The 25,416-nt window shown below is 42.0% G+C and carries 18 protein-coding genes and 1 tRNA gene; 8 read left to right on the forward strand and 11 right to left on the reverse strand.

Annotation, left to right across the window (positions count from 1 at the left end):
- Positions 1-65 precede the first annotated feature (65 nt).
- From KFV02_RS01350 to KFV02_RS01370, 5 genes are all read right to left on the reverse strand, one after another.
- On the reverse strand, positions 66-1,286 hold the full coding sequence (locus KFV02_RS01350; protein WP_252379736.1) for a type II secretion system F family protein: 1,221 nt from the start codon (positions 1,284-1,286) through the stop codon (positions 66-68).
- 397 nt (positions 1,287-1,683) lie between these two features.
- Positions 1,684-3,375 carry a type II secretion system ATPase GspE gene (gene gspE, locus KFV02_RS01355; RefSeq protein ID WP_252379737.1) on the reverse strand — a complete coding sequence of 564 codons (1,692 nt, stop codon included), beginning with the start codon at positions 3,373-3,375 and terminating at the stop codon, positions 1,684-1,686.
- Positions 3,376-3,406: 31 nt separating this feature from the next.
- Positions 3,407-5,242 (reverse strand): type II secretion system secretin GspD, encoded by a 1,836-nt coding sequence (gene gspD, locus KFV02_RS01360; protein ID WP_252379738.1) that lies wholly within the window; start codon positions 5,240-5,242, stop codon positions 3,407-3,409.
- Between the two features lie 235 nt (positions 5,243-5,477).
- On the reverse strand, positions 5,478-6,431 hold the full coding sequence (locus tag KFV02_RS01365) for a type II secretion system protein N (RefSeq protein WP_252379739.1): 954 nt from the start codon (positions 6,429-6,431) through the stop codon (positions 5,478-5,480).
- Positions 6,428-7,282 carry a tetratricopeptide repeat protein gene (locus KFV02_RS01370; RefSeq protein ID WP_252379740.1) on the reverse strand — a complete coding sequence of 285 codons (855 nt, stop codon included), beginning with the start codon at positions 7,280-7,282 and terminating at the stop codon, positions 6,428-6,430. Before KFV02_RS01370 ends, KFV02_RS01365 begins: the two co-directional genes overlap by 4 nt.
- A 1,604-nt stretch (positions 7,283-8,886) precedes the next feature.
- Here KFV02_RS01370 and KFV02_RS01375 point away from each other — a divergent pair.
- The 4 genes from KFV02_RS01375 to KFV02_RS01390 all read left to right on the forward strand — a co-directional run bounded on the left by KFV02_RS01375 (position 8,887) and on the right by KFV02_RS01390 (position 12,514).
- Complete coding sequence (locus KFV02_RS01375; protein WP_252379741.1) at positions 8,887-10,755, forward strand: phage tail protein; 1,869 nt, start codon at positions 8,887-8,889, stop codon at positions 10,753-10,755.
- Positions 10,756-11,219: 464 nt separating this feature from the next.
- On the forward strand, positions 11,220-11,633 hold the full coding sequence (locus KFV02_RS01380; RefSeq protein WP_252379742.1) for an Hsp20/alpha crystallin family protein: 414 nt from the start codon (positions 11,220-11,222) through the stop codon (positions 11,631-11,633).
- Between the two features lie 15 nt (positions 11,634-11,648).
- Positions 11,649-12,017: an Hsp20/alpha crystallin family protein gene (locus KFV02_RS01385; protein ID WP_252379743.1), complete on the forward strand. Its 369-nt coding sequence runs from the start codon at positions 11,649-11,651 to the stop codon at positions 12,015-12,017.
- Positions 12,018-12,058: 41 nt separating this feature from the next.
- Positions 12,059-12,514 (forward strand): Hsp20/alpha crystallin family protein, encoded by a 456-nt coding sequence (locus tag KFV02_RS01390; RefSeq protein WP_252379744.1) that lies wholly within the window; start codon positions 12,059-12,061, stop codon positions 12,512-12,514.
- Between the two features lie 56 nt (positions 12,515-12,570).
- Here the strand turns inward: KFV02_RS01390 and KFV02_RS01395 are convergent.
- A tRNA-Leu gene (locus KFV02_RS01395) sits at positions 12,571-12,660 on the reverse strand.
- A gap of 110 nt (positions 12,661-12,770) precedes the next feature.
- On the opposite strand from KFV02_RS01395, the gene KFV02_RS01400 reads away from it, so the two are divergent.
- The 3 genes from KFV02_RS01400 to thiL all read left to right on the forward strand — a co-directional run bounded on the left by KFV02_RS01400 (position 12,771) and on the right by thiL (position 17,294).
- Positions 12,771-14,072 carry an alkaline phosphatase family protein gene (locus tag KFV02_RS01400; RefSeq protein WP_252379745.1) on the forward strand — a complete coding sequence of 434 codons (1,302 nt, stop codon included), beginning with the start codon at positions 12,771-12,773 and terminating at the stop codon, positions 14,070-14,072.
- 4 nt (positions 14,073-14,076) lie between these two features.
- A complete protein-coding gene (locus tag KFV02_RS01405) occupies positions 14,077-16,197 on the forward strand; it encodes an ATP-dependent helicase (RefSeq protein ID WP_252379746.1) in 2,121 nt (706 codons plus the stop codon).
- 146 nt (positions 16,198-16,343) lie between these two features.
- Complete coding sequence (thiL, locus tag KFV02_RS01410; protein WP_252379747.1) at positions 16,344-17,294, forward strand: thiamine-phosphate kinase; 951 nt, start codon at positions 16,344-16,346, stop codon at positions 17,292-17,294.
- Positions 17,295-17,388: 94 nt separating this feature from the next.
- Here thiL and KFV02_RS01415 read toward each other — a convergent pair whose 3' ends face one another.
- Positions 17,389-18,084, reverse strand: a complete 696-nt coding sequence (locus KFV02_RS01415; RefSeq protein WP_252379748.1) for a DUF5714 domain-containing protein — start codon at positions 18,082-18,084, stop codon at positions 17,389-17,391.
- A 556-nt stretch (positions 18,085-18,640) separates the two neighbouring features.
- A complete protein-coding gene (locus tag KFV02_RS01420; RefSeq protein WP_252379749.1) occupies positions 18,641-18,964 on the reverse strand; it encodes a carboxymuconolactone decarboxylase family protein in 324 nt (107 codons plus the stop codon).
- A gap of 832 nt (positions 18,965-19,796) precedes the next feature.
- Here KFV02_RS01420 and tsaA point away from each other — a divergent pair.
- Entirely contained in the window at positions 19,797-20,780 is a 984-nt protein-coding gene (gene tsaA / locus KFV02_RS01425; protein ID WP_252379750.1) for a tRNA (N6-threonylcarbamoyladenosine(37)-N6)-methyltransferase TrmO, read from the forward strand.
- Between the two features lie 68 nt (positions 20,781-20,848).
- Here the strand turns inward: tsaA and KFV02_RS01430 are convergent, their stop codons facing one another.
- The 3 genes from KFV02_RS01430 to KFV02_RS01440 form a co-directional block, all read right to left on the reverse strand.
- Positions 20,849-21,094, reverse strand: a complete 246-nt coding sequence (locus KFV02_RS01430) for a hypothetical protein (RefSeq protein ID WP_252379751.1) — start codon at positions 21,092-21,094, stop codon at positions 20,849-20,851.
- A gap of 166 nt (positions 21,095-21,260) precedes the next feature.
- Positions 21,261-21,752, reverse strand: a complete 492-nt coding sequence (locus tag KFV02_RS01435; protein ID WP_252379752.1) for a phosphate-starvation-inducible PsiE family protein — start codon at positions 21,750-21,752, stop codon at positions 21,261-21,263.
- 570 nt (positions 21,753-22,322) lie between these two features.
- On the reverse strand, positions 22,323-25,322 hold the full coding sequence (locus KFV02_RS01440) for a phosphoribosylformylglycinamidine synthase subunit PurS (RefSeq protein WP_252379753.1): 3,000 nt from the start codon (positions 25,320-25,322) through the stop codon (positions 22,323-22,325).
- Positions 25,323-25,416 lie beyond the last annotated feature (94 nt).

The raw sequence follows: 25,416 nt of genomic DNA on the forward strand, positions 1-25,416 counted from the left end.
AAAAATATATTATGGTAGCTGAGAATACATTTCAAATATACAGTACTTGATTCCGTAACAATTTTTTATTTTACCAGGTGACTCATTTCAAAAATGGGTAATAACACCGCCAGAACAACAAAGCCAACCAAGCCTCCTAGGAGTAAAATCATAATAGGCTCTAATAAGGACGTGATGACCACAAGCCTGGAACCGATTTCATTTTCATAAGTTTCCGCCACCTTGAGAAGCATATCTCCAAGTTTACCGCTTTGTTCACCTGCTGAGGCCATCTGAACAACAGGAGAAGGAAATATTCGGCTCTCATGAAGGGCGTCCGCCATGTTTTCACCCTGGCTGATTTTTTGCTGCATTAAGTCCACTGCTTCGGTAAATACAACATTGTTGATTGCATTGCGGACAATGTGTAAAGCTGTAGTCAAAGGGACATGGTTATTGAGGAGAGTACCTAAAGTGCGTGTAAATCTTGCTATAGCCATTTTGTTATATAGAGTTCCTAAAAGAGGCGTTTTGAATTTTAACTGGTCAACAATCCATTTGCCTTTGTCCGTCCGACTGAATTTATAAACGGCACCAAGAGATAAGATGATGAACATGAGTATAACCCACCAGTAGTATTGGAATAAGTGACTTATAGCTATCAAAATGGTCGTGGGCAGGGGCAATGCCTGTTCAAGATCAAAAAAAATTTTTGTGATTTTGGGAACAACATAACCCATTAAAAAAAAGATTACACTTATGCCGGCCACGAGCAAGAGAAGGGGATAGGCAAGGGCGGATTGTACTTTACGGCTCAGGGCAAGCTGTTGTTCTGCCATGTCTGCTAATCTTTCCAAAACAAGTTCTAATGTGCCCGAATTTTCTCCGGCCCTGACCATAGAAGTGATAGTTTGATCAAAGACATGACTTTGTTCCTCCATGGCAGCTGACAGGCTTGCTCCTTCATTGATTCGTTCTTTTATCTGGACGAGCATTTTTTTTAGGGCAGAATCTTTCATTTGACCAATTACTAGGGTCAGGGCGTTGAGCAAAGGGAGGCCAGCGTTCAAAAGGGTTGCTAATTGGCGTTGAAATATTGCTAGTTCGGTCCGGCTTATGCGGGGTTTGAAGAGGTTCAGACCGGAGATTTTTTGTTCTTTTTTTGGGGTTTTAATAAGAGATATGGAAGAAATGAATATCCCCTGCTTGCGCAACCTGGTTTTAGCTGCGTTTTTGCCCGGAGCATCAATGATTCCTTTTATGCTTTTCCCACGCAGGTCATAGCCTTTATATTCATAAACAGGCATTTGGGCTCCTTAATTAGCTTTTAGCATCAACCAGCTGGCATAAACTATTAAATTAATAACACCCCTAAAGAGCCTATGGCCAAACCTTTTTATCAACTTATTTATCAATTTAATTTCCAAGGTTTATTTCAGTCTTGGTTTCTTTCATGCTGGTACAAAGACTTGGACCCATCTAAAACTTGCTTGCGGACAGAGCATAATGGGATATTTGGGGTAAACAAAAACTCTTTTTGATATCGATAGTTATGGTTAACATCGCAAAGTATTTAGCCTATTCATCCCGATGCTCTGTTTTTCCGCAAGCTTCGTTAAGATTGGGTTACCCAAGCCGTTTGTAATGCATTTCAGAAACCAAGACTTTCAATCAGCGGTTAAAATGGGGGGTTGGCCACATGCCCTAAAGTTGCGCTACGCGTAAAACTTCACTTACGGTGGTTAGTCCTTTGAGAACTTTTTCAATACCGTCCTGGCGCAGGGTTTTCATTCCTCCCTGAATTGCTTTATTTCTAATTACGTTGGCATCAGATGATTTTAAAATCAGACTCTGGAGTTCATTATTTAAGTAGATAAATTCAAAAATCCCTGTACGCCCTTTATAGCCAGTATTAAGACAATGCTCACATCCCTTGGCTTGACCAATTGTTATTTCTTTATCCTTGTCATTTACCCCCAACTGTTGCGCCTCAATGTCCGATGGACGATATTGCTGCTTGCAATAAGGACATAAAATGCGTACTAGCCGTTGTGCAATAATTGCCCGTACGGCAGTGGAAAGCAAAAATGGTTCGATGCCCATGTCAATAAGCCGGGTAATGGCACTTGGGGCATCATTGGTATGCAAAGTGGAAAAGACCAGATGACCGGTCAAAGCAGCCTGGATTGCAATTTCTGCGGTTTCCAGATCTCTTATTTCGCCTACCAGAATTACGTCAGGGTCTTGTCTCACCATTGAGCGTAGGCCCGAAGAAAAGGTAAGGCCGATTTTGGGGTTAACCTGCATTTGTCCGATGCCTTCCAAGCGGTACTCTATGGGATCTTCAATTGTGAGGATATTTTTCCCCGGGGAGTTTATATGGTTTAAAGCAGAATATAAGGTTGTGGTTTTGCCGCTGCCTGTGGGGCCTGTAACCAGAATAATACCATGCGATAAAGTTAGTAATTGCTTAAGCTGGGTTAAGTTATGCTCGTTCAAGCCAATATCGTTTAGAGCCAAAAGTCGAGCTCCTTTTTCCAGGAGCCTTAGAACGATTCTTTCCCCGTATGAAGTAGGTAGACTGGATACGCGTAGGTCTACCTGCCTGTTGCCTATTTTAATTTCAATTCTACCGTCTTGAGGCAATCTCTTTTCAGCAATGTTTAGCCCGGCCATTATTTTCACCCGCGAGACCATATGGGGATGGATTTTCCGGGGCAGTGAGAGAAAATCATATAAAATACCATCCAGACGGAAACGGACTTTTAAGTTGTGCTCATATGGTTCAATATGTATATCACTGGCCTGGCCGCGTACAGCCTGGGTGATGATGTGGTTGACCAGCTTTATGACTGGGGAATCGTCTGCTTCGTCCAATAAGTCGATGCTGCCCTGTTCCAGCTCGGATAAAAAGTCTTCACTTTCAGTGTTTAAATCGTCAATGATTTCGTCTGGTTCTGTTTCGATTTGCCCAAAGACGCGATTTATGGTCGTGATTATTTCGTTTTTGGGGCAAAGCTGGAATTCAATGGAATCTGTTTGAAAAATAATTTTTAAATCCGCAAGCAAACCATCAAAAAAGGGAAGATTGACTGCCAGGACAAGATGATTTTCCAGAAGACGCAATGGAACAAAACAATGCTTCTTTAAATAGTGAAGCGGAAGTTTTTGAACAAGCTCTGCATTAATCTCTTTTTCCGAAATCTTATTTATAAATACCAGGCCTAATTCTTTGGCCAATAATGGTAAGAGGTCTTCTTCCCTTATTTTCTTGCTTTGTAAAAGGTAGCCAAGCATGCTCCTGTTTTTATCTCTGATTTCCTGAACAAGATGTTTGACTTCCTCTTCAGAAATCAGGCCGTGGTCAATAAGGAGTGATGTAAGTGATGTGCGCATGCTCTTGCGTCTCGCCTGGTCTCGACTTAAGTTAATATTCTGCCCAAATAAAAGGTTTTATGATTGGCTCAGCCTTTCCGCTAGGCCCAAAACGAAGATTGTCCAGCAGCTCTGCCTTACTCAAGTATATTTTTCGGGCATCATTTGGGTTGTCCAGCACGTAAGGGGTAATAAAGACCATTAAATTTGTTCTATTATTTTTTTTCGTATTTGATTTGAACAGCCAACCCAGAACAGGGATGTCACTAAGACCTGGCACTCCTTGAGTGGTGTCTTCTTTTCCTTTCTCCAGAAGCCCTGCAATGACGATGGTTTCGCCGTTTCTCACTTCAACTGTTGTTTCGGCGGTCCTTTTTTTGGTAGTAGGTGCTATGGCCACGACTCCCTGCGTTTCGTCCGATACAACCTGGTTCACGATACGGCTGACTTCCTGAAAAATTTTCAGTTTGACTGAGCCCTTATCATTTATCTGCGGCGTAACTTTAAGGGTGACCCCTACATCCTTGTATTCAATGTTCTGGATAGCTCGGTCAGTACTGGATGTACCCTGGTCAACTCTTGTGGTAAAAGGTATGTTGTCAGCAACAATAATTTTAGCCTCTTCGTTCTCCATAGTCATAATCTGGGGATATGATATAATGTTAAAGCTGGAATCGTTTTTAGCCAGATTAAGTAACGTGGCCAGATTATAGACAGTCTTTCCGTTAAAGGTAAATGGAAAGGAAACAAGGCCCAAAGATAGACCAGGAGGCGGTGCCAGGGATTCGGCATTGAATAAGTTTGGAGGGCCGCCCGGATTGGATCCTGCAAACCCAACAGTATCTTTATCCATATGAAAAATATTTTTTTGACCGGCCAGGTTCCAATTTACTCCCAGAGTTTTGATCTTTGACTCTGAAATTTCCAGGATCGCGGCCTCTATAAAAACCTGTTTGCGCGGAGCATCCAGTTGGGAAATAATTGGTTCAAGCACTGCAAACTCATCAGGTTCAGCAGTTATGACCAGACTGTTGGTTGGTTTGTCGGCGACGATTTTTACATTTTTAGAAATAATTGGTTCGTTTTGTGTCTTACTTTTTGTTCCTGCCAGCCCAGACAATACTTTGGCTAATTTTCCCGCTTCGGCATTTTCGAGTTGGACTACCTGCACCTTGCTTTTCCCTTTGGGGGTAGGTTTATCAAGTTTGGTAATCAGATCTTTGATTTCTTGTAATTCATGTCTTGTAGCCAGAACAATGAGTGCATTAAGCCGTTCATCGGCTAGAGCCAAGGTAGGGGTGGCAGCGCCTTTTTTTTTTGTTCTTTTTTTAGAGTGCAAGATCTGATTAATATGGTTGCAGATTTTGGTCGCTGATGCATATTCCAAATGAATTAATTCCAGGCGCACATTTACACCCGGAGCGTCAATTTCTTTAATAATCCGTAGCAACCTGCGGATATTAGAGGCATAATCGGCCAAGATAAGTGTTTCTGTGGCGGGATACGCTACCAATAAGCCCTGTTTGGAGACCATGGGAATAAGTATTTTGCGCACTTCATTAGCTGAAGCAAATTCCAGCGGTATAATCTGGGTAACTAATTTATCCTCTGAGCCTGGTAGTTGGTTGCTTGATTTGAATGTTTGAATACTTTTTTGCCGGGCAGAAATTGTGGGGACAATTTTAATCACATCTTCAGAAGGGATCGTAGTAAAACCATTAACTTCCAGGACAGATTGAAAGACCTTGTAAGCTTCATTGAGAGTAATGCTTCTAGGCGATAAAACCGTGACCTTCCCTTTGACTTTGTTATCAATAATAAAATTTTTACCGGTTAGTTCGCTGATGAATTTGATAAAAACCCTGATATCAACGTTATCAAAATCCATGGTTATTTGCTTGGCGGCGTTATCCGCAAAAGTAGGTACTGGCACTGATAACAAAAACAATAAAAAATATATAAATATTCTCATATGTAGCATTTTCATTCCCTTTGTAGTTATTTGGACGCTAATTGAAAAATTTTTTACCGTTGACTTGGCAGTCAGCAGGCTGACTGTCTGTTAAACTACCGGCCTTTGGTCAGGAAAGTCACGAAATTATGTGTCGTTGCTGGCAGTTACACTAATATATCTGATACTCTACCGTCTCTTCCTTTCCTGCTCGCGATATTTTTAGTTTAATTTTACTTTTATCTTTGAATCGTTCATAAAGATTGAGTAATTTTCTAGGACTATCCAATTTCTCCTTATTTATATCCAAAAGCACGTCCCCATTTTGTAGCCCGAGTTTTGTGTAAATGCTGTCTGGTTTAATCTTGGTGATTTTAAAGCCGGCGATTTGGCCGCGTATAAGGTAGGGTTTTATCAGGGCATCCTGCATGATGTTGGCCAAATTACTCATGGAAGTTTCGATCACTTTTCTGGGAATTTTTATTTTTCCTTTTGTTGTGCGGCTAGAATCTTTTTGTTTATTTTTTAATTCTTCAGGACGCATGCTTAAAATTTCATCTCTTTTTCCTGTATTTACGATCACATAAGTGCGCAAAATTTTTTTTATCAAGGCATTTTTAATCCTCTCCCCAACGTGATAAAGGCTCTGTTCTCTTTTTGCTAAATCTTCAATGATAGCTGTTGAGATATCTCCATCCTTGTCCACAATGGTCCCTACCAGTTTAAGCCTGAGCGTGGCCAACGGAAGGTCTTCTGGTTTTTGCTCTTCTTCTTTTTGAATAGCAGGTTCATAAAGTTTTCCGCCAAATAGATTTCTATCAATAATGGATTTAAAATCCAGGGCCTGGGGATTTGTCCGGGGCCTGAGAGTTGCTAAAAACTTTGACTTTTGGGGAGCAGGTAGGGTTAGTCCGGGCTCTGGGATAAGGTTAAAGGATAGCCAGGCAGTTATTGTCCTGCCCAGACAAATGGATGAGATAACTATGCTTACCCCGAGCACTAAATATTTTAGATTGTTTGAGTGTGCAAAGGTTAGGAAAAATTCTCGGCAGGTGTTGATAATTTCACTCAATTTTTCACCGTTTAACAATTCGTGACTCATAGTCCGCATCTTTTCTTCTTTCATTCGACCGGACATTCTCCACTATTTTGCAATTGTTTGTACCGGCCGCATAGACCTAACTTGCAGGCTTGACTTAAATCAGCACAACCTAACTTGCGCTTGTTTTTACGCAGACGCAGAATCCCTCGATTATAATAAGCAGGAGCAAACTCAGGATCCAGAGATAAAGCACGGGAATAATCGTCAAGGGCTTGGTTAATTTCGCCTGAGGCCTCATAAATAAGAGCCCGATTATAATATGCATGGACGTCTGTGGGGTTGAGAGCCGTGGCCTGGGTTACATCGTGCAAGGCCTGGTTTATTTTTCCGGATTTTAAATAGGCAATGCCGCGATTTAAATAGGCATTTGTAAGGTTGGGCTTTAAGATAATTGCTTGTGTGTAGTAATAACTCGCTCGTTCATACTGTTTTTTTTGTAAATAAATATTGCCCAGATTGTAGAGTATTACCGGATTATTCTTATCCAGGTTTAAGGCCTTATGTAAATTTTTTTGAGCCTCATCGAAGTTGTTAACTGCTGCATAGGCTAGACCTTTGTTTACATAAGCTTGAACAAAGTAAGGATTTAATGAAATGGCTCGTGTAAAGTTTTCAATAGCATTAGAGTAAAGTTTTAACTTAGCTTGGCAGAGACCCTTGTTAAAGTATAAGGTTGCATTGGCAGGTTTGTTTTTTATTGCCAGGTCAAACGCTCTTATGGCTTTTTCATACTCGCCTTTTGTGTAAAAAAACAGGCCACTTCTAACATTAGATATTGGCCTCAGTTGGCTGTCATGTTTACTTTTTTGAGCTGCACAACCTGCAAATATTATGAATAAGCAGATTAAAAGTTTTGTTGCGCTTGTTGGAGTCATTGAAAACCTTGCGTTTCTTTTGTTTGTTAAAGATTTATTTGGAGGTGATGGTGATGGAAAAGGTCGATTGCCTCAATTTTATAGAATTTATTACCAAGAGTGTCTTGCCAGCTTCACATCGCTTCACATCGTTTCCGAGGGGAAGCGAAGAAGAAGTTCCTTCCATTTGTTCAGGATTCTTCAGCCAGTCTCTCCCGCATCTGGCTTGATTAAGAATGATGGGGTAAGAAGCACCATTCAGAACAATACAACTTTTCTCACTATTCCATCTGTATCTTCCATATTTCTTATTCTCTCGGGCAGCTCGCATTTTTGATGTAAAAAACGCTAAAAGATCCTATAAGTAGATGATATGGTTAATGATTTTTTAATGTTAAAATGACAAGACTTGTTCCATTGGTCTATAAAAATAAAAAATATTGCAAAATAAATGAAGAATCCAGCGGGAGTTAATTTGTTTATATTTATCTCAAATCATAGCAAAAATTTATGTATACAGGCTAAGAGAATAGAAAACAAGATGTTGTACAAGCTTATATATGCATTGGCAGACATTAAAAAATCTGTATAACTTGTTTTGTATAATATAAATAAAAATTATGTCTTACTTCATGGACTTCTGGACAGGAAGCAAGGTAGATATTTTAAGAAGAAGAAATATCACAAGAAACCTGCCTACCGATATTTTAAACCTAATCTAATCAAAAACCAACCGTTATTTAGCCCTATCAAATGTAAATATATAGAAAATTTCAAATTTAACTCTGGCCAGAAAATATTGCTCAGGGCAGATTCGTATCGTAAGAAAAGAGGGCGTAATGAGTTATTGGCAATTCTATATTTTAAAAAATCTGTAAATCTATAGATTGACCATTGCAAAAAAAAGTAATTTATGCTTATAAGACAAATATTATTTTTTTGCAATAAATAATTCATTTTTGAGAAAACTAGTTCGATGGTTGAGGCAGAAAATAGAAATCATTTCTGCTCCCAGTCTCCCGCTGTAACTGACTGTCTTTTAAAAGATAATCATATAAGCTTTGTTTGGGATTGTCTTAAAATGTTATCTACTTAACTCCTCGCTATCGTTCTATCCTCTCGAGTGAAATTTTCTTATAATCTCAAAATGATGTCTTCAATTTGGTTTTTGACTGGAAATGTCATTGGCTGATCTTATTTCTATAAACCCATTTTGAACTAGACATAAGGAAAGGTTTAAGAGTTTTTTTACTTAAATTTTACGTAATATGATGGAACTGGGCTTTTGATACTCAAGAATATTTCATTTCAGACCAGATTTTCAAGAAGTTTGATTAAAGATGGTAGTGTGTTGAATTTATTAAGTTTTCGAATAATTTTTTTGTTAGAATATTTTTGGCAATAAAACATAATATTATTTATCGTTTTATTATTTAAAATGTAAGAAAAATAAAATAAGGTGGGATGAAAGATGAAGAAAAAGTTAGTTTTGGTAGTTGTGACCGTGTTAATGCTCATTTGTTTAGCTATTGCTACTGGTTGCAATGGAGGTGGAAGTAGTAATGACAGTACTTCAACTATAGATGGAAGCGGGAGTTAAATTTTATTTAAGAATGGAGGAAAAAATGAAAATATTTACACTTCCAAAGATAGGATTAATAATTATAGCATTTTTTTGGGTAAGTAGTGTATGTTACGGGGCATTAACGCCCGGTCAAATTTATACTATTGAAGTTTCTCCTATTGACTCAAATGGAAAAGTTGGTTCGCTGGCTGCTTCTACAACGTCAACCGCAGATTTAAATGGAAAGATATCTTTTTTTCTAGACGGTGTGCCCACCACTAGTGATGGATATAACTTTCTTCTGGTTGTCATAAAAGATTCCGACGGCACTATTGTCAGGCGTTCTCTCGCCCCCGCCCCTTCTCCGGGTTCAACTGTTAACTTGGGTGTTTCTCCTATGACAGAGGCCCAGAGTCAGGCCATGCTTGGTGCCATGGAGACTGCCGGAAGTGACGATCCTATTATGGTACTTTTTGGTTTTACTCTGGTAAGATCAGGCGGTTATATACATGATGATATTTCTCATCTTGGAAGCCTGGGAAGAGTTGCTGTCAGAGGGGAAAATGGGTTTAATAACTACCTCGAAGGCAAAATTGGAGCGGATAAAATGGCTGTTTTTCGGTCGGCTGTTCAGACTAGCCTTGCTCAGTATACCGCAAAAATAAAAGAAGCGGTTGACCATATTGCTGATTCTCAAACGGCCAAAAATTATAGAGGAGAAGCTGCTGCTTTGCTCTCAGAATTGCTTATAGGCGCAGCCTCAGAGGCTGGTTTTGACCCAGGTTATATTAATGCCGCCATAAGGGCAATGGGAGACAAAGCAGATGATTATCTTGCAAATGATGGGGCTACCATGTCTCCAAGTGTCTTATCATCCATAGATGCCATTATGAGCGCTACTTATATGAAGATACAAGCAGAATGTGTCAGAAAAAAATATACTTCGGCACTTACTGTTCTTGATGCATCACAGAGTCAGGTGGAAAGAGTAAACACTGCCGTCACTAATCTTTCCAACGCTATGCTAACTGCTTTTCAGGGTTTTGAAGCGCTATTTGAAAACGAAGAGAATCTTCCTTCAATCTCAGACATCGATCAGGAGCAACAAAATTTCGATCAAAAGATGCAACAAGCATTTAACAATTTTATGCAGGATATCGCATCAACCAATGCCGAGATAGATACCATGGTTGATAAAATGAAGAGTGGGTTTTGTGGTGGCGATCAGAATTGCGAAACTCTACTAAATAGTATGAAGGACTCTAACTCCGATGGTAATTATACCGATGGCACATTTACATTTTGGGACATGTCCGGGAACGCCAGAAACTGGCCTATAACTATGGTTGTTCCGGTGACCTGGGTGGTAGCAAATTATTCCGACACTTTTACCTACACCCGCGATACCATTCAAGCACCTCAGTGTATGGATTGGCTTGATAGCGATGATAATTCCACTAACGGTATAGATCATCAGCGACATGATTTCCAGGCTATGGGGTTGCCAGGCAGCCTTGCTGCCTTATTTAGTTTACGAGAGGATATAGAAATCATAAATACAAGAAGATGGGCAGGAGAAATGGCGTCATCCTGTGATATGACCAATGCTACATATAATAATCTGGACCCAGGGGAACAAACTGACGCATATGAACTATCAGTAAATGGAACGGATTTAGGTAGGGCCTATAATCTTGAGATTATAACTATTGAGGATAGTACATCGGAGGATGACTTGGCTGGTATCAATGCCACGAATTTTACCTATTGCAGTGTTTTTTCTCCTTACCTTCTTGCGTCAGAAATAGAAGGTTTAGAAGATTTAAGGCTTTCAAGATTAGCGCAAAGAAAGGCTGCTATTGGCCCGGCTGAGATCTCCGAGGCCCAGAGACAGGCATTGGTAGATACTGCCACCATGCCTGATTTTTGATATCTCCATAAGGGGAAACCTATTCAGGTTTCCCGTTTTTTACTAACTCAACTTACGGGGTTAGTGCTTCATGGAAATTTTGGTGTGTGATAATAGTTTATAAACTGGTCAGGTAACGGCCACTAACTTTGAGCCACATCAGGGTAAGGGGGGGGGAGTCAATGGAGTTAGTTGAACAGTTGGGGCTTTTCTCGGCGGTGTAATTTTAAAGCCAGGAGGAATTTTTGAGGGGTTGATTGTGCTTATCAAGAATAAACGAAAAAGGCTGTACTGTAAAAGCTTAACTCAGTAGGCCATACTTTGCTAGTTAGGGGCGCCTATTTCTCTCACCTCGCAACACCTCCCCTTTTCAACAATTTTTTCAACTAAAGGCCAAGCTGTGTCGAAATTTGGCACTTCCTCTTGACGCCTCTCTTTTGGTGTTTATTATATAAAGCAAAAAAAGATTGATGGAGGTGATAATTATGGTAATCGATTTTAGTGCATTTTATGATTTGCCAAGACAAATAGATAGATTTTTTGATGAATTCTGGAAACCAAATGTAATCAGCCAGAGACGGGCATCATATCCTCCAATAAACATTACTGAAGATCAGGCTAATATATATGTAACTGCTGAAATTCCCGGGATGGATATTGACGATTTAGAGATAACTTTAACCGATGGCAGTGTAGTTATCAAAGGTAACAGAAAGGCAGACAATGGTAATTACTACCGACAGGAAAGACCTACTGGTGTATTCCAAAGAGTTATAAATTTAAATGTTCCAATTGATGCTGATAAAGTAAAAGCAAAAATGAAAGACGGCTTGTTGGAAATAGTTTTGCCAAAGGCTGATGAAGCCAAACCAAAGAAAATCAGTATAGAAGCTGAATAATGGGAGGTGAGCACAATGACCCAAGAAGTAATCAAAAAAGAGACCAACACACTGCCTCGCTTTGCTCCTAACACTGATATTATAGAACGTGAAGATGGATTTCATATATATATGGACCTTCCTGGAGTGAGCAAGGATGACTTAACGATTGATCTTAAAGAAAACGAACTCCAGGTTAGTGCCAGGGCCGTTTATCCTAAGAGGGAAAATGTAAACAATATCCATCTTGAATTTGGCGATAGTGAATATGTGCGTAATTTTACCATCTCTGATATCGTTGATCGCCAGAATATTAAAGCAACTTTAAAGAACGGAGTATTGGAACTATTCTTGCCTAAAGCAGAAAAGGCCAAGCCGAGAAAAATCGAGATACAAGCTGAATAATAGAAGAAAGAATATCTAATGGGTATAAAGGGGGTGATATTATGTTTGAAAGAATGTTCCCAGTCTTACGGAGAAAAAAAGAATCCGAAATAAAGAGTCCTCAAACCATTTTCGACCTGTTTGAAGAAATGTGGAGGCAGCCATTTTGGGGCATGGAGCAATTTACACCTGGCTTCGTCCCTGCAGTTGAAGTAAGTGAAAAAGATGACGAAATAGTCGTGCGGGCAGAAATCCCTGGTCTGGATACCAAAGATTTGGATGTAACTATTGAAAATAACTATCTGATTATCAAGGGAGAAAAAAAGAGGGAAAAGAAAGAGGAAAAAGAGAGTTTTGTGCACATGGAGTGTTCTTACGGCTCTTTTTACCGTACTATTCCATTAACTACCGAAGTGGATAAGGATAAAATTAAAGCCAAATATAAAAAAGGTGTTTTAACCATTACGCTACCAAAGGTTGAGTCTGCCAAAGCCAAACGTATTGCCATTGAAAGTTAATAAAATTTCAAAAGAGCAAAAAAAAGGAGGGAATCCCCTCCTTTTTTTGTTTTTCTTGGTGCCCGGGGCCAGACTCGAACTGGCACGAAGCTAAGCTTCGAGGGATTTTAAGTCCCTTGCGTCTACCAAAATTCCGCCACCCGGGCGAAGAAGTCCTTTCATTATACTTTGATTTAATTCCCGTCAACCATTTACTCGCATTTGAGAGAGGGTTTACGCTCTAGTCTTTTCAAGCTAATATTGTTAAGATTTATATATGTTTAAGGAACGAGAGCGTATTTTAGTTATTGGTTTGGATGGCTTGCCTTATTCTTTGGTCAAAAAACTTTGTCAGAAGAGAATTCTACCTCACCTAAAATCAATTATTGACTCTCCTTATTGCCGATCCATTCAAGCAGAAATTCCACCACTTTCTCCGGTGAACTGGACCTCTTTTTATACAGGCGAGGGTCCGGAAGTCCATGGTATCTTTGGGTTTACCAATATAGTTCCCAAAGATTACGGGCTTTATATAACTGATTTTTCTCAGGTCAAAATACCTACTATCTTTGACCAGTTAGGGCAAAAAGGATTTCTTTCCAAAGCTATTAACCTGCCCAATACCTATCCTGCCAGGCCAATAAAAGGTATGCTCATTTCTGGTTTTGTGGCCCAGGATCTAAAAAAAGCAGTATTCCCCCCGCCCCTTTTTGCCATTCTTAAGAGCAAGGGATATAAGTTGGAGGCAGACACCATAAGAGGGGCCAAAGATCCTGCACTGCTTTTAAGAGAGCTCAGACAGACCCTCTCTTCCAGGCTCGCAGCCCTGGAACTTTTTTGGCCGGATCTTTCCTGGGACCTGTTTGTGATAGTGTTTACTGAAACAGATCGGGTTTTCCACTTTCTTTTCCCAGCCTTGATACAGGAAAACCATCCCTTGCACAGCGAATGTATGGAATTCATGCGTGATTTTGATAAGGCTGTTGGCCAGCTACTGGACAGATTTGACAGGCTGCCTGAGCCCAAAAGGCTGATCATGCTCGCAGACCATGGTTTTACCAATTTGAAGACAGAAGTCGATCTGAATGCATGGCTGGCCAGGGCTGGCTTTTTTAAATTTGACCAAAAGCCCAGACATGAGTTGGATGCATCAATAATAAGTTCCAACTGTCAGGCCTTTGCTTTGGATGCGGGTAGAATTTATCTGCATAAAAAAGATTTGTTTCCCAGGGGGCAGGTAACACATATTGATGCACCCAAAATTATCCAGGAAATCAAGGCAGGGCTTATGAGCTTATCTTATGCAGGAGAAAGGGTCATGGAGAGGGTTTTTACAAAAGATGAGCTCTATCCGGACACGGAACATCTAGCGCCTGATCTGGTTTGTTTGCCCAACCCCGGCTTCGACCTCAAGGGAAAATTTGACCGACAGGAAATTTTCGGCCATTTTGGCCGCTTTGGTTGTCATACGGTCCAAAACACCTTTTTCTTTGACAGCCATGGATTTAACCCACAAAAACTAAGACAGACCGGCCAGGAAATCCTGGCCCATTTTGGCAAAAAGCATATCATCAGTTAAAATTATGAAGATAGATTACCAAAAAGACTTGAATCCTGCCCAGTATGAAGCTGTAACTACCACTTCAGGCCCTGTTCTGGTTATTGCCGGAGCTGGCAGCGGCAAAACAAGGACCATTGTCTATCGCCTGGCTTATCTTGTAGAACATGAGGTGAGCCCACAAAATATTCTCTTGCTTACCTTCACCCGTAAAGCAGCAGGGGAGATGTTGAAGAGAGCTGAAAGCCTGCTTGGGCGGGGACTACTGGGGGTCCACAGCGGAACTTTTCACAGCTTTGCGTACGGGATGCTGCGCAAATTTGCCACTGCCTTGGGATACGTGAACGGCATTACTGTCATGGATTCCAGTGATGCCGAAGACCTGCTCAAAAGTGTCAAAGAACAACTTAAAATAGGGCAGGGCGACCGTTCTTTTCCCAAGAAAAAAACAGTCCTCGCTTTGATCAGCAAGGCCAGAAACAAGGAAATGGAGCTGGAGCAGGTTTTGCTCAAGGAAGCATATCATCTGCGAGGCTATGCCGAAGACCTGGAACGCATTTACAGAGAGTATCAACTTTTTAAGCAAAAACACGGTTTGCTCGATTATGATGACCTTTTGTTTCAGCTGGAACGGCTTCTGGTAGAGCACGATGATATACGGGATTTTTTGCGCCAAGCATTTCAATACATTATGGTGGACGAATTTCAGGATACAAACCTGGTGCAGGGAAGGTTGGTTAAGCTTATAGTCGGGAGCGAGGGCAATGTCATGGCCGTAGGGGATGATGCCCAGTCTATATATGCTTTCCGGGGTGCTAATGTAAACAATATCCTTAATTTCCCTAAAATTTTTAAAAATGCCAAAATTATCAAGCTGGAACAAAACTATCGTTCTACTCAGCCAATTTTAAATTTGACCAACCAAATTTTGGCTCAGGCCACGGAAAAATACCCCAAGAACCTGTTTACCAAACGTAAGTCATCTCTCAAACCTCAATTGATCCGCCCCTTGAGTGACCTCAGTCAAGCCAGGGTTGTGGTCCAAAAAGTTATTGAACTTACCCAAAAATATTCTCTTCACGAAATCGCAGTGCTTTTTCGCGCTGGATATCAATCATATCCGCTGGAGGTCGAACTAAACAGAGCTTCCATTCCTTTTCAAAAGTTTGGTGGGATCAAATTTTCTGAAGCAGCCCATATAAAAGATGTTTTAGCGTTTATGCGTTTGGTGGCCAATCCGGCAGACCTTTTGGCCTGGACCAGGGGGCTGTCCAATCTAAAGGGTATCGGACCCAAAACTTGCGAACGGCTCTACAGTGCTTTTATGCAGGGCAACAGCCAGTACATTGAAAAACAATGTAAAAAGAGCAAGCAATTAGAACATATCCTGAATCTTTTGGATGAGTTGCGGTCCAAGCAAGACAGCCCGGCCCAAATATTAGATGAGATAGTCAGGTTTTACCAGCCGATAATGCAAGAGAAGTTTGCTGATGATTATCCCAAACGAGCAACTGGCCTGGAACAGCTGGCCCAAATAGCATCTGCTTATGACAATCTGGATATCTTTTTGGCTGATATGAGTTTGGAAAATCCGGACCCGGAGGGCAACAAGGTCAAGGAAGACACACTGGTTTTATCCACGGTACACTCTGCCAAGGGGCTGGAATGGTCTGCAGTGCTTATTATTGACCTGGTGGAAGAGCGCTTTCCATCCAAACATGCCTTGATGGACTATGATGAACTGGAAGAGGAACGCAGGCTTCTGTATGTAGCTTGTACTCGGGCCAAAGATTATCTTGCTCTGTTCGTGCCTGATTCCATATACAACCGTTATCAGGACCTGCATGAGTCAGTGCTGCCCTGTCCTTTTATCCAGGAACTGGACAATTCATTATTTGAAGAATGGCGCGAAAATTATCTGGGCAGCCTGGTACCTACTCAAAACAAGAAACCCAGGACCAAAACCTTAGGGCAAAAGTCGTACGGCCAAGGGCTCGGCCAGAGGCCTGATTGTCGTTATTGCTCGCACAAGATATTTGGACGAGGTAAGGTCATTGCTGAAATTCCGCCCAACAAGTTCAAGGTCAACTTCCCGGGGTTTGGTCTAAAAACAGTAATTGGGGACTACCTGGAGTTTGAGGAATAGAAATTTGGTTGGCCTGTCCTGAGTTCAATAGTTTAGTTTAGATAAGACTAAAGGCTAGGGGTCAAAGGTTAAAGGGTTAGCAGCTTGAGCGGGGTAATCTCGTTCTCACTCAACTCAAAAATTAAAACTTAAAACTCGAGAGCCGTATGTTTAAAAGCGAAGATGATTTTTTGGCCCTGATTGATACCTATTTTCCCCAGGAGCACCCTCATCTTCTCTTGGGCCGGGGCCATGACTGTGCTGTCTTAAATACCCCTGCCCGCATAAGCATAAGCACTGATCTTTTTGTCCAGGACATCCATTTCCGTACCGAGTATTTTAGGCCAGAGCACATCGGACACAAGGGCCTGGCTGTTAATTTGAGCGACTTGGCTGCCATGGGAGCCAAACCATTGGGGTTTGAGCTGGGTCTTACCTGGCCCGGGAATCTGGACAAAAATTTTGCGCACCGTTTATTCAAGGGTATGTCCAATTTAGCCAAGCAGTTTGATCTGGCTTTGGCCGGGGGCGATTTAAGCCTGGGTGAGCGTTTAAGTCTGTGCATTACCATTTGGGGTGAGTGTCCGGAAAAGATTCTTTGTCGTCAAAATGTCTCCCCAGATGACTTGGTTTTTGTGGTTGGTCATGTTGGCCTGGCCAGGGCGGGTCTACATATACTGGAACAGAAAACCCCCCCCCAGGAAGACTTCCCCATTTCCATTTCCAGGCATCTTTCTCCAGAGCCTTTGGTGCGTGAAGGAATGCTTCTGGCCAAGATAGACTGCGTCAAGGGGCTGATGGATGTTTCAGATGGACTGGCGCAGGACATACCGCGTTTTTTGGGTCCTGGTTTGGGCTTAGAGATTGATGAACAAAATTTTGCTCTGCACCAGGAAGTGCTTACCTACTGCCGGCTAACAGATCAGGACCCCCTTATGTTTAGCCTGCAGGGTGGTGAAGATTATGCACTAATCGGGGCAACTTCGCCAAAATCATTTTCGAAAATAGAAAAGATTATTCCACATGCCTGGATTTTAGGCAAAGTGGTGCCCAACCCCGGTCTTTTTGTGCGTGGGGCAAGAATAGGAATAAAGGGGTTCGATCACTTTGTTGGCTGAATCGTTTTGATTTGCTTCAGGCCTCAAACGACTGAAGATAACACTTTATTGTGTTTTTTTTTGAAATACTTTGAAACTGGGGCCGGGCGATTTGCTAGATGTTTGGCTCACTAAAGTAAGGGCATTTCATGCCTCGACATCCATGTGGATGCTGGTTGATAGAGTTACATTGAATAGGGGTCGAAGGCAGCATAAGACAGATTTTAAAGTTATCTTTCAAAAAATGCACAGCGTTTTCCAGAGCTGTTCGAACATAAGCTTTGCAACAACTCGGTCCTGTTAACTCTGTAATAGCATGAACAATTTTTGAAACCACTTCCATAGTCAATCTCTGTTCTTTATCCGTTCCACATTTAGAACCAAGCAGGATAGAAAAACAAGCACCAATGGCAGGTACAATGCCGCAAACCCCTGTTAACCCACAATAACCACCTATAGCTTGCCGTTCTGTGCGGTTGAATGCTTCTTCAATTTGTTCGTCAGCGACTCTTATAGTCCCTTCATTCCGAATAGCAGTCATTAAAGCTCCTGCTGCAACAAAGGCATGGTGACATCCAAGCATAGGAAATTGAGAGAGAGCCATTATTTGCTCTGCAATCTCAAAAGGATTTTTAGATTTGGCCGACAAACAAATTTCTTTGATTGTTTTTATAGCTTGTTGATTGTGGCATATATCGCAAACATAATGGTTGTTTGGGCAACGAATATGACCTGTTTCAAGTCTGCCACAACTGGAGCATTGCAGCTCTACGGCATGATTGAGGTATTCTAATTGAGACCCACATACCATACAGTTTTTTATGTTGTCCCCAGAATCAGTTTGGACAGAAGAGCCAGTATAAACCCGACCGGATTTGTTAGCTGGTTGCGCTCAACAACTTGTGCCGTTTTTTATTTTTTTATTTTCTATCATATCCTTCTTTACTCCTTAGAAAGTTTTAGGCCAAACTCTACTCAGAGGACAATTTTACATAATTTTTTTCAATCCTGATTTCTTTCATGCTGGTGCAAATGCCTGGACCCATCTATAGCTTGCTTGCGGGCAGAGCATAATGGGGCATTTAGGATAAATGAATATTCTTTTTGTTGTCGATAGTTATGGCAAATAGTTCCAGATACTTAGCTTTGTCATCCCGATGCTCTGCTTATCCGCAAGCTTAGCCAAGATGGCTTACCCAGCCCTTTGCAATGCTTTCAAGAAACCAGGATTTCTAATCTGGTAGTCAAAATGGGGTTTGGCCACAGACTCTAGAAAGCCAAAGGCTAACGTGACAGGCAGGCTAGGACTCCAGCTTTGTTATTAGATCTTCTTCGAAACCCAGCAAAATTAAAAATTTATTTATGGTTTATTTTTGACAATCACATTTTATGTTTCCTGCAATTATTTCTTTCCAGTCTCCGATCACATCATGAGTCCAACAATCGTCTGCTCCGGCCGCCTCTCTCATAACTAGAGCAAGGATATATGCTAATTCCTTGACAGTAGCTCCAGCTTCCAAGGCTCCCTTGAAATGTTTTAGAACGCAAGGCTTGGATCGGGCCTTAATCGAAAGTGCAAAACAGATGAATTGGTAGGTCTTTTCATCGATCATCCGTTTCTCTTGGTAGAGGTTATCCATTTTATCCAGCAATTCAGAGAATTCCGGAAAAAATTCAGCCAACATTCTCATTTTAAACCTCCGTGTTATGTTAGTTTATTAATAAACACTTACTGGCAAATATGGCCTAACAATGTTGATAGTAGGGGTGTGGTCCGTCTTCTGGGTGGTCATGTCAGCTTAGCAATTGTCAATAGTTGGGCGATTAGCAAGATGGTTTTTGGCATAAACTATTAGTCTAGCCGGAAGCAAGAGGATTATCTTGAGGTATTTCTGTGGTCAAACCTTACTTAAGAGGCCAACTTTTCATAATTTATTTCAGTCCTGGTTTCTTTCATGCTGGTACAAAGACTTGGACCCATCTATATTTTGCTTGCGGACAGAGCATAATGGTGTACTTTGGATAAACGAATAGACTTTTAATTATACCTAAGTTGAGCGATTTTCACTCAATGGGTGAGATTGCCACGGACAGCTTCGCTGCCCTCGCAATGACAATCTCGCCCCTGTCATTGCGACTGGAACAAAGTGTAGCGAAGCAATCTCAAAGTTTGAACTGCAAAAAAATCGCTCATAAATTTTAGATAGTTGCGGTAAGTCTCGCAACATATTTAGCCCATTCATCCCGATGCTCTGTCTTTCCGCAAGCAAAGTTCAAGAGTGGGTTACCCAAGCCGTTTATAATGCATTTCAGAAACCAAGACTTTCAACCAGCGGTTAAAATGGGGTTTGGCCACAGACTCTAAGCGCTTGCGGTTTTTTTCTTGCCGGATTGTGAATAATTGTATTAATAATTTATTTTCGGCTAGGCTCAAGTTTTTTTTATTCTATCAGACAGAAGCATCAGGCTTTTCGTGGAATGAAAAACAAAAAATTAAATATTATGATAAAAGAGTCGCGAATTATGAATCACGAATTACGCACCATAGGCCTTGTTCGTTCACCCGTCAAAGACCCAGGGCAGTGTCCCAAGCAGGGCGATGCAAAATGCCCCAAAGTATGGATCGAGATTTTCCCGCAATATGCTGAAGCTCTCGATTGTCTATCCCCTGATCAGGAAATAATTGTCCTTACCTGGCTGCACATGGCCAGGCGGGATGTCTTGCGCTGCCATCCGAGAGACAATCCTAATATTCCCCTGCATGGAGTTTTTGCCACCAGATCTCCGGATCGGCCAAATCCCATCGGCCTTCATCAGGTGCGTATCATTGATACTGATGGGAACAGACTTTTGGTGCATCCCTTAGAAGTTGTGGACCAAACTCCAATTATAGATATCAAGCCGGTTCTTCAACCTAAAAAAGATGATGCTGGCATTGGAGTCTACTTTCCAATGCATCTGGTTCAGGATTTGATCCGAGGTGCTAGGACTGCCTGGGATAAAGGCCTTTTGAATGGTTTTAACGGCAATTTAAGCCTGCGCGAGAACAATCGCATGCTCATCACCAATTCCGGAGCGGCCAAGGGCCACCTAAGAGTTTCTGACTTATCTGTCTTAGATGTCGAGTCAGGTCGCCTCTTAAACAAAGGCTTTCCCTCGTCAGAAACCCCCATGCATTTGGAAATCTATCGCCAGCAAAAAAATGCCCAGGCTATTGTGCATACTCACCCCCCGCATTTGTTGGCGCTGTCTTTGCTCAAACATGATATGCTAGATTTACCTCTTTTTGAGGCCGAGATGTTTAAGGCTCAAATGGCCACGGTTCCTGCACTAAAACCTGGCAGCAAAGACTTGGCCTTGGCTGTGGGCCAGAAGGCAAAAGCAAAAAAGTGTATTTTCTTACAGAGGCATGGCCTTATTTGTTGGGGAGAAAGGATAGAGGAAGCCTTGGCCTTAAGTGAGGAATTAGAGGCATTGGCCAGGATAGAGATTTATAGCCGGAGATAACTTTCAGGGCGAAAAGGATACTTTTCGCCCTGAAAGTTAGGAGAATTGGGAGAATAGTATTTGAATAATCAAGAGGTTAAGGTAGCCTTTTGATATTCGTAAATAAAAGTAGCGTAGCTGTCATAGTCTAAAAATTTGATTTCTTGTTTACCAAAGTCGCCAGCCAGAGTTAGTTTAAAAATCTTATTGGCCCCATCATTTTCTATACATTCCGATTTTTGCTTAATTTGATTCAACGGAATTTTTTTACTAAATATTAACCACCTAGGGATGCATACACATTTTGAGTGAGGATCAATTCTGACTTGGCCCATAAAGTGCTCCTTTGCCTAAAAAAGTTGAAAGATTTTTTTTCTCCTGCCTTTTTGGGTTTGGACATAGCATTGGTTTAAGCTTTTTGACAAGATGCTTGTGTAAAAAATAAAAAACCAGTCTGAGAGACTGGTTTTTTAGTCTATATATCTTTTCCTTAAATTGATTTTAAGGGCCAGAGCTTTCTATTTCTACTATGGATTTTTCTTCTTTTTTTCTCTGATCACATCGTCGCAAAAGTACGATAGCTACCACTAAAATCAGAATCAACGCACCTAAAATAGCTGTTTCAATCATGGCCATTTTAAATTCTTCGATACCTGGGTGTGTTTCCACCAGATTTAAGGTCAGGGCCAGAATTCGACGTACAGAAGCAATCAGCCCAATCAATAAAAAGGGTTCAGGTTTTATGATATGTTCCTGGTAAGAAATCATTACTGTATGGGCCATTTCCAAGATCATGAGAACAAAAAAGATCTTATTCAATATTGTGCCAACAGTTACGGCCAGGTCTTGACCTATAAGAAGCTTGTTCAAGTTAGTAACCACGTGAAATACAAAGACACTACCCAAGAGAATAAGCAGGATTCCGATTATAAAATGTAAAATATCACTCCCAATCTCAAATACTTTGCTGGAAAAGACCTTGCGTGAAACCATCTTTACCTCCTATCTTCAAACTAAATTTTCTTGCCAAAAAATAAACTAACTCAACTTTCCGGATTGTGTAGCTTGGAAAGTTGAACAAACTAATAAATAAAATGGTTGTCTGGCTAGTCAACTGAAAATTTTCAGGACGGATCTCTTGGTTGGATTGGCTTTAGGAGACAAAGTGAGCAAATAGTGTAGCAAATAATAGCTAAAAAGCCTGTGGCCACCCTATTTTAACCGCTGATTGAAAGTCTTGGTTTCTGAAATGCATTACAAATGGCTTGGGTAGCCCATCTTGCGAAGCTTGCGGAAAAACAGAGCATCGGGAGAAATGGGCTAAACATTTTGCGACAATGACCATAACTTTCGATAATAAAAAGAAGATTTGTTTACCTAGAATATCCCATTATGCTCTGTCCGCAAGCAAGTTTTAGTTGGGTCCAAGTCTTTGTACCAGCATGAAAGAAACCAAGACTAGAATAAACCATGGAAATTAAGTTGATAAAGAGGTTCGGCCACAGGCTCTAAAGTAAGGGGCACAGCGTGCTGTGCCCCTTACTTTAGGCGTGGCAGGTTGGATTACCAATCGAGTGTCTTCTTCCAGGCAGCGGTTAGTTTTTCTACCTCACAGGTAAACAGTGCTTTATCTTTAAACTCAAATGTGAGCTTTGGTTCTGCCAGAGTTTGTCCTATAAAGCCCAATGTCTGGCCCTGGAACAGGTCTTCAAATTTTTGTTTATTCTCTTTTTTGACTGTGACCAGAAATCTACTTGCAGACTCACTGTACAGCATCTCTTCCAGAGATAGATCTCGTGGCGAAGTAGGAACATGGGCCAGATCCACGCGTGCGCCCAGGCGACCTCCAATTGCCATTTCTGCCAGTGCCACAGCAAGACCTCCGTCAGAGAGATCATGGCAAGATGTGATCAGTTTTTGCTGTATAGCTTGATTCAATGTTAAATATCTCTTCCTGGCACTTAAGGCATCCACCAGTGGAACCTGGCCGGCCTTTAGCCCCAGTTCAGAGAAGAACTCACTGCCGCCTAACTCTTTTCTGGTCAGCCCCAGAATGTATATCAACTCTTCAGGTTGTTTGAAATCAGAAGTGACACAGATGTGTATGTCTTCGATCACGCTTATGACCGAAAATAAGACCGTAGGAGGTATAGAAATCTTTACTCCTCCACCGGTGTAGTCATTTTTCATGGAATCTTTGCCCGAGATGCAGGGCACACCAAAGACTTGGCAATAATGGGCCAAAGCTTTATTGGCCCGCACCAGTTGTGCGAGTTTATAATGTCCATCTGGTGTCTTTTCCGACTGGACAGGATCGCACCAGCAAAAATTGTCTACCCCGGCCATATGGCGTAAATCTCCGCCCACGGCCACGGCATTGCGTATGGCTTCGTCAATGGCATTGGCCATCATCCAATAGGTATCGAAATCGCTGAATTTTGGGCAAATGCCATTGCTAACAACCAAGCCCCGGTCTTTGCTCAGAACGGGTCTGATCACGGCGGCATCGGCCGGGCCATCGTTTACAAGACCCACCAGGGGTTTAATTACACTTCCACCCTGCACTTCATGGTCATATTGGCGGATTATATACTCCCGAGAACAAATATTTAACCTGGAGAGCATCTTTTCTAAAAATTTTCCCTGATCCCCGATTTTGTCTTTAGGAATTTCAACCCGCTCAGGAAACGAAGGCTTTTCCCAGATGGCTTTAAGTTCCATTTGGGGCAGGCCGTGATGCAGAAAGTTCATGTCCAGATAGGCAACTATTTTGTCTTTATACCGGACCAAAAATTTGCCGGAATCATTGAATTCGCCCAGAACCGAGGCTTCAACATCCATTTCCTGGGCCAGAGACAGAAAAGTATCAATCTTGTCTTTCGGAACAGCCAGGGTCATTCTTTCCTGGGCTTCAGACAAGAGTATCTCCCAGGGCCGCAGACCATCGTATTTGAGTGGTGCCTTGCTTAAGTCCAGGTCACATCCGCCGCAGTCCTCGGCCATCTCGCCTACAGAGGAAGAGAGTCCGCCCGCGCCATTGTCGGTGATGGCATTATACAGGCCCATGTCCCTAGCCCTCATCAAAAAATCATACATTTTGCGCTGGGTAATCGGGTCGCCGATTTGTACGGCTGTTGCAGGAGAGCCTTCATGAAGTTCCTCGGAGGAGAAGGTGGCTCCGTGAATACCGTCTTTGCCTATGCGCCCACCAGTCATGACAATCAAGTCTCCTGGCCGGGCCTTTTTCTCATATCCGGGCTGGCCGTTGATTTTGGCCGGAATAGTACCGACGGTCCCGCAAAAGACCAGGGGTTTACCCAGGTAGCGCTCATCAAAAATTACCCCTCCATTGACAGTGGGAATACCGGATTTATTTCCGCCATGCTCTACTCCTTCGCGTACGCCTTCCATGACCCGGCGGGGATGAAGCAGTCTTGGGGGGAGCTCTTTATCGTAAAAAGGCGATGCAAAACAAAAAACGTCTGTATTACACAGCAAGTTGGCGCCCAGGCCTGTACCCATTGGATCCCTGTTCACGCCAACAATACCGGTCAACGCCCCTCCATAAGGATCCAGAGCAGAAGGACTATTGTGTGTTTCTACCTTGATGCAGACCAGGAGTTCCTCGTCAAACTCAATGACACCAGCATTGTCTTTAAAAACAGAACGACAAAAATCTTTATCCCCTTTTTGCTGGCGGATGGTTTTGGTGCTTCCGGCTATATAGGTCTTGAATAGGCTATCAATCAGCTCTTTTTTATTAGTTTCCCTGTCTTCATACGCTATCCGGGCGTTAAATATCTTGTGTTTGCAGTGTTCAGACCAGGTTTGAGCAAGACACTCCAGTTCAGCATCTGTAGGCTCAGAGGACAACCCAAGAACCTGGCGTGCTTTTCGTACCTCTTCTCGGCTATAATAATTTTTTATGGCGTATAATTCTTGAAGACTTAGAGCGAGAACCCTCTCACGGCTCAGGCGCAAAAGTTCTTCATCACTTAAACCTTGTAGCGGAACGATCTCCACCTCATCGCTGGCCTGACCAGTAACTTTGGGTTCAACAACAGGGAAGCCAGGTTGTTTTGACCACTCATCTCTGCTTTTTACTGCAAAGCGCTGAATAAGTTCGTTGGCCAAAAGGTCCCGGGCAATATGCTCAACCTGATCTTGGGTTAAATCTCCTGTAAGCAGGAATTGTTCACTGGTGTATACTCTAAAATCTGCTTGTTCACTACCTGAGGCGGAACCCAGAACCATTTTTAGGGCTTCAGTAGCAGTTTTCCCCTCATTGTCGGTAACACCCGGCCTGAATCCTACCTCAATAACCCAGTCAAAATCCTGGGCCAGGGGAGTTAAAGAAGCTCTGTGCAGAACAGGATCAAAGAGGGCTTCCTTAGCCAGAACCTGGTCCACTTCTTTTTCAGTTAGTCCGGCGATGGTATAGCCTTTGATGATGCGCACCTTTTCCACCTGTATGCCCAATTCCTCCCTGATCTTTCGGGCTACTTTTTCTCCGCGTACATCTTTGACGTCGGGGCGCAGGGCAACCTCTATCTTAAAAAGCATAGTTCGTACTCCTTAAATTAAAGTTTACTTGTAAAATAACGAGGTCGTGGGTTTGTAGCTTCTAAGATTCAAAAGTTGTGGGTTGGAAATTTTT

This window comes from Desulfovulcanus ferrireducens (genome assembly GCF_018704065.1).
Classification (GTDB): domain Bacteria; phylum Desulfobacterota; class Desulfovibrionia; order Desulfovibrionales; family Desulfonatronovibrionaceae; genus Desulfovulcanus; species Desulfovulcanus ferrireducens.

Bases quoted from the DNA above. Each gene is read 5' to 3' on its own strand.
- KFV02_RS01350 (WP_252379736.1), bottom strand. From the start codon at position 1,286: ATGCCTGTTTATGAATATAAAGGCTATGACCTGCGTGGGAAAAGCATA.
- gspE (WP_252379737.1), bottom strand. From the start codon at position 3,375: ATGCGCACATCACTTACATCACTCCTTATTGACCACGGCCTGATTTCT.
- gspD (WP_252379738.1), bottom strand. From the start codon at position 5,242: ATGGATTTTGATAACGTTGATATCAGGGTTTTTATCAAATTCATCAGC.
- KFV02_RS01365 (WP_252379739.1), bottom strand. From the start codon at position 6,431: ATGAAAGAAGAAAAGATGCGGACTATGAGTCACGAATTGTTAAACGGT.
- KFV02_RS01370 (WP_252379740.1), bottom strand. From the start codon at position 7,282: ATGACTCCAACAAGCGCAACAAAACTTTTAATCTGCTTATTCATAATA.
- KFV02_RS01375 (WP_252379741.1), top strand. From the start codon at position 8,887: ATGAAAATATTTACACTTCCAAAGATAGGATTAATAATTATAGCATTT.
- KFV02_RS01380 (WP_252379742.1), top strand. From the start codon at position 11,220: ATGGTAATCGATTTTAGTGCATTTTATGATTTGCCAAGACAAATAGAT.
- KFV02_RS01385 (WP_252379743.1), top strand. From the start codon at position 11,649: ATGACCCAAGAAGTAATCAAAAAAGAGACCAACACACTGCCTCGCTTT.
- KFV02_RS01390 (WP_252379744.1), top strand. From the start codon at position 12,059: ATGTTTGAAAGAATGTTCCCAGTCTTACGGAGAAAAAAAGAATCCGAA.
- KFV02_RS01400 (WP_252379745.1), top strand. From the start codon at position 12,771: ATGTTTAAGGAACGAGAGCGTATTTTAGTTATTGGTTTGGATGGCTTG.
- KFV02_RS01405 (WP_252379746.1), top strand. From the start codon at position 14,077: ATGAAGATAGATTACCAAAAAGACTTGAATCCTGCCCAGTATGAAGCT.
- thiL (WP_252379747.1), top strand. From the start codon at position 16,344: ATGTTTAAAAGCGAAGATGATTTTTTGGCCCTGATTGATACCTATTTT.
- KFV02_RS01415 (WP_252379748.1), bottom strand. From the start codon at position 18,084: ATGGTATGTGGGTCTCAATTAGAATACCTCAATCATGCCGTAGAGCTG.
- KFV02_RS01420 (WP_252379749.1), bottom strand. From the start codon at position 18,964: ATGAGAATGTTGGCTGAATTTTTTCCGGAATTCTCTGAATTGCTGGAT.
- tsaA (WP_252379750.1), top strand. From the start codon at position 19,797: ATGAATCACGAATTACGCACCATAGGCCTTGTTCGTTCACCCGTCAAA.
- KFV02_RS01430 (WP_252379751.1), bottom strand. From the start codon at position 21,094: ATGGGCCAAGTCAGAATTGATCCTCACTCAAAATGTGTATGCATCCCT.
- KFV02_RS01435 (WP_252379752.1), bottom strand. From the start codon at position 21,752: ATGGTTTCACGCAAGGTCTTTTCCAGCAAAGTATTTGAGATTGGGAGT.
- KFV02_RS01440 (WP_252379753.1), bottom strand. From the start codon at position 25,322: ATGCTTTTTAAGATAGAGGTTGCCCTGCGCCCCGACGTCAAAGATGTA.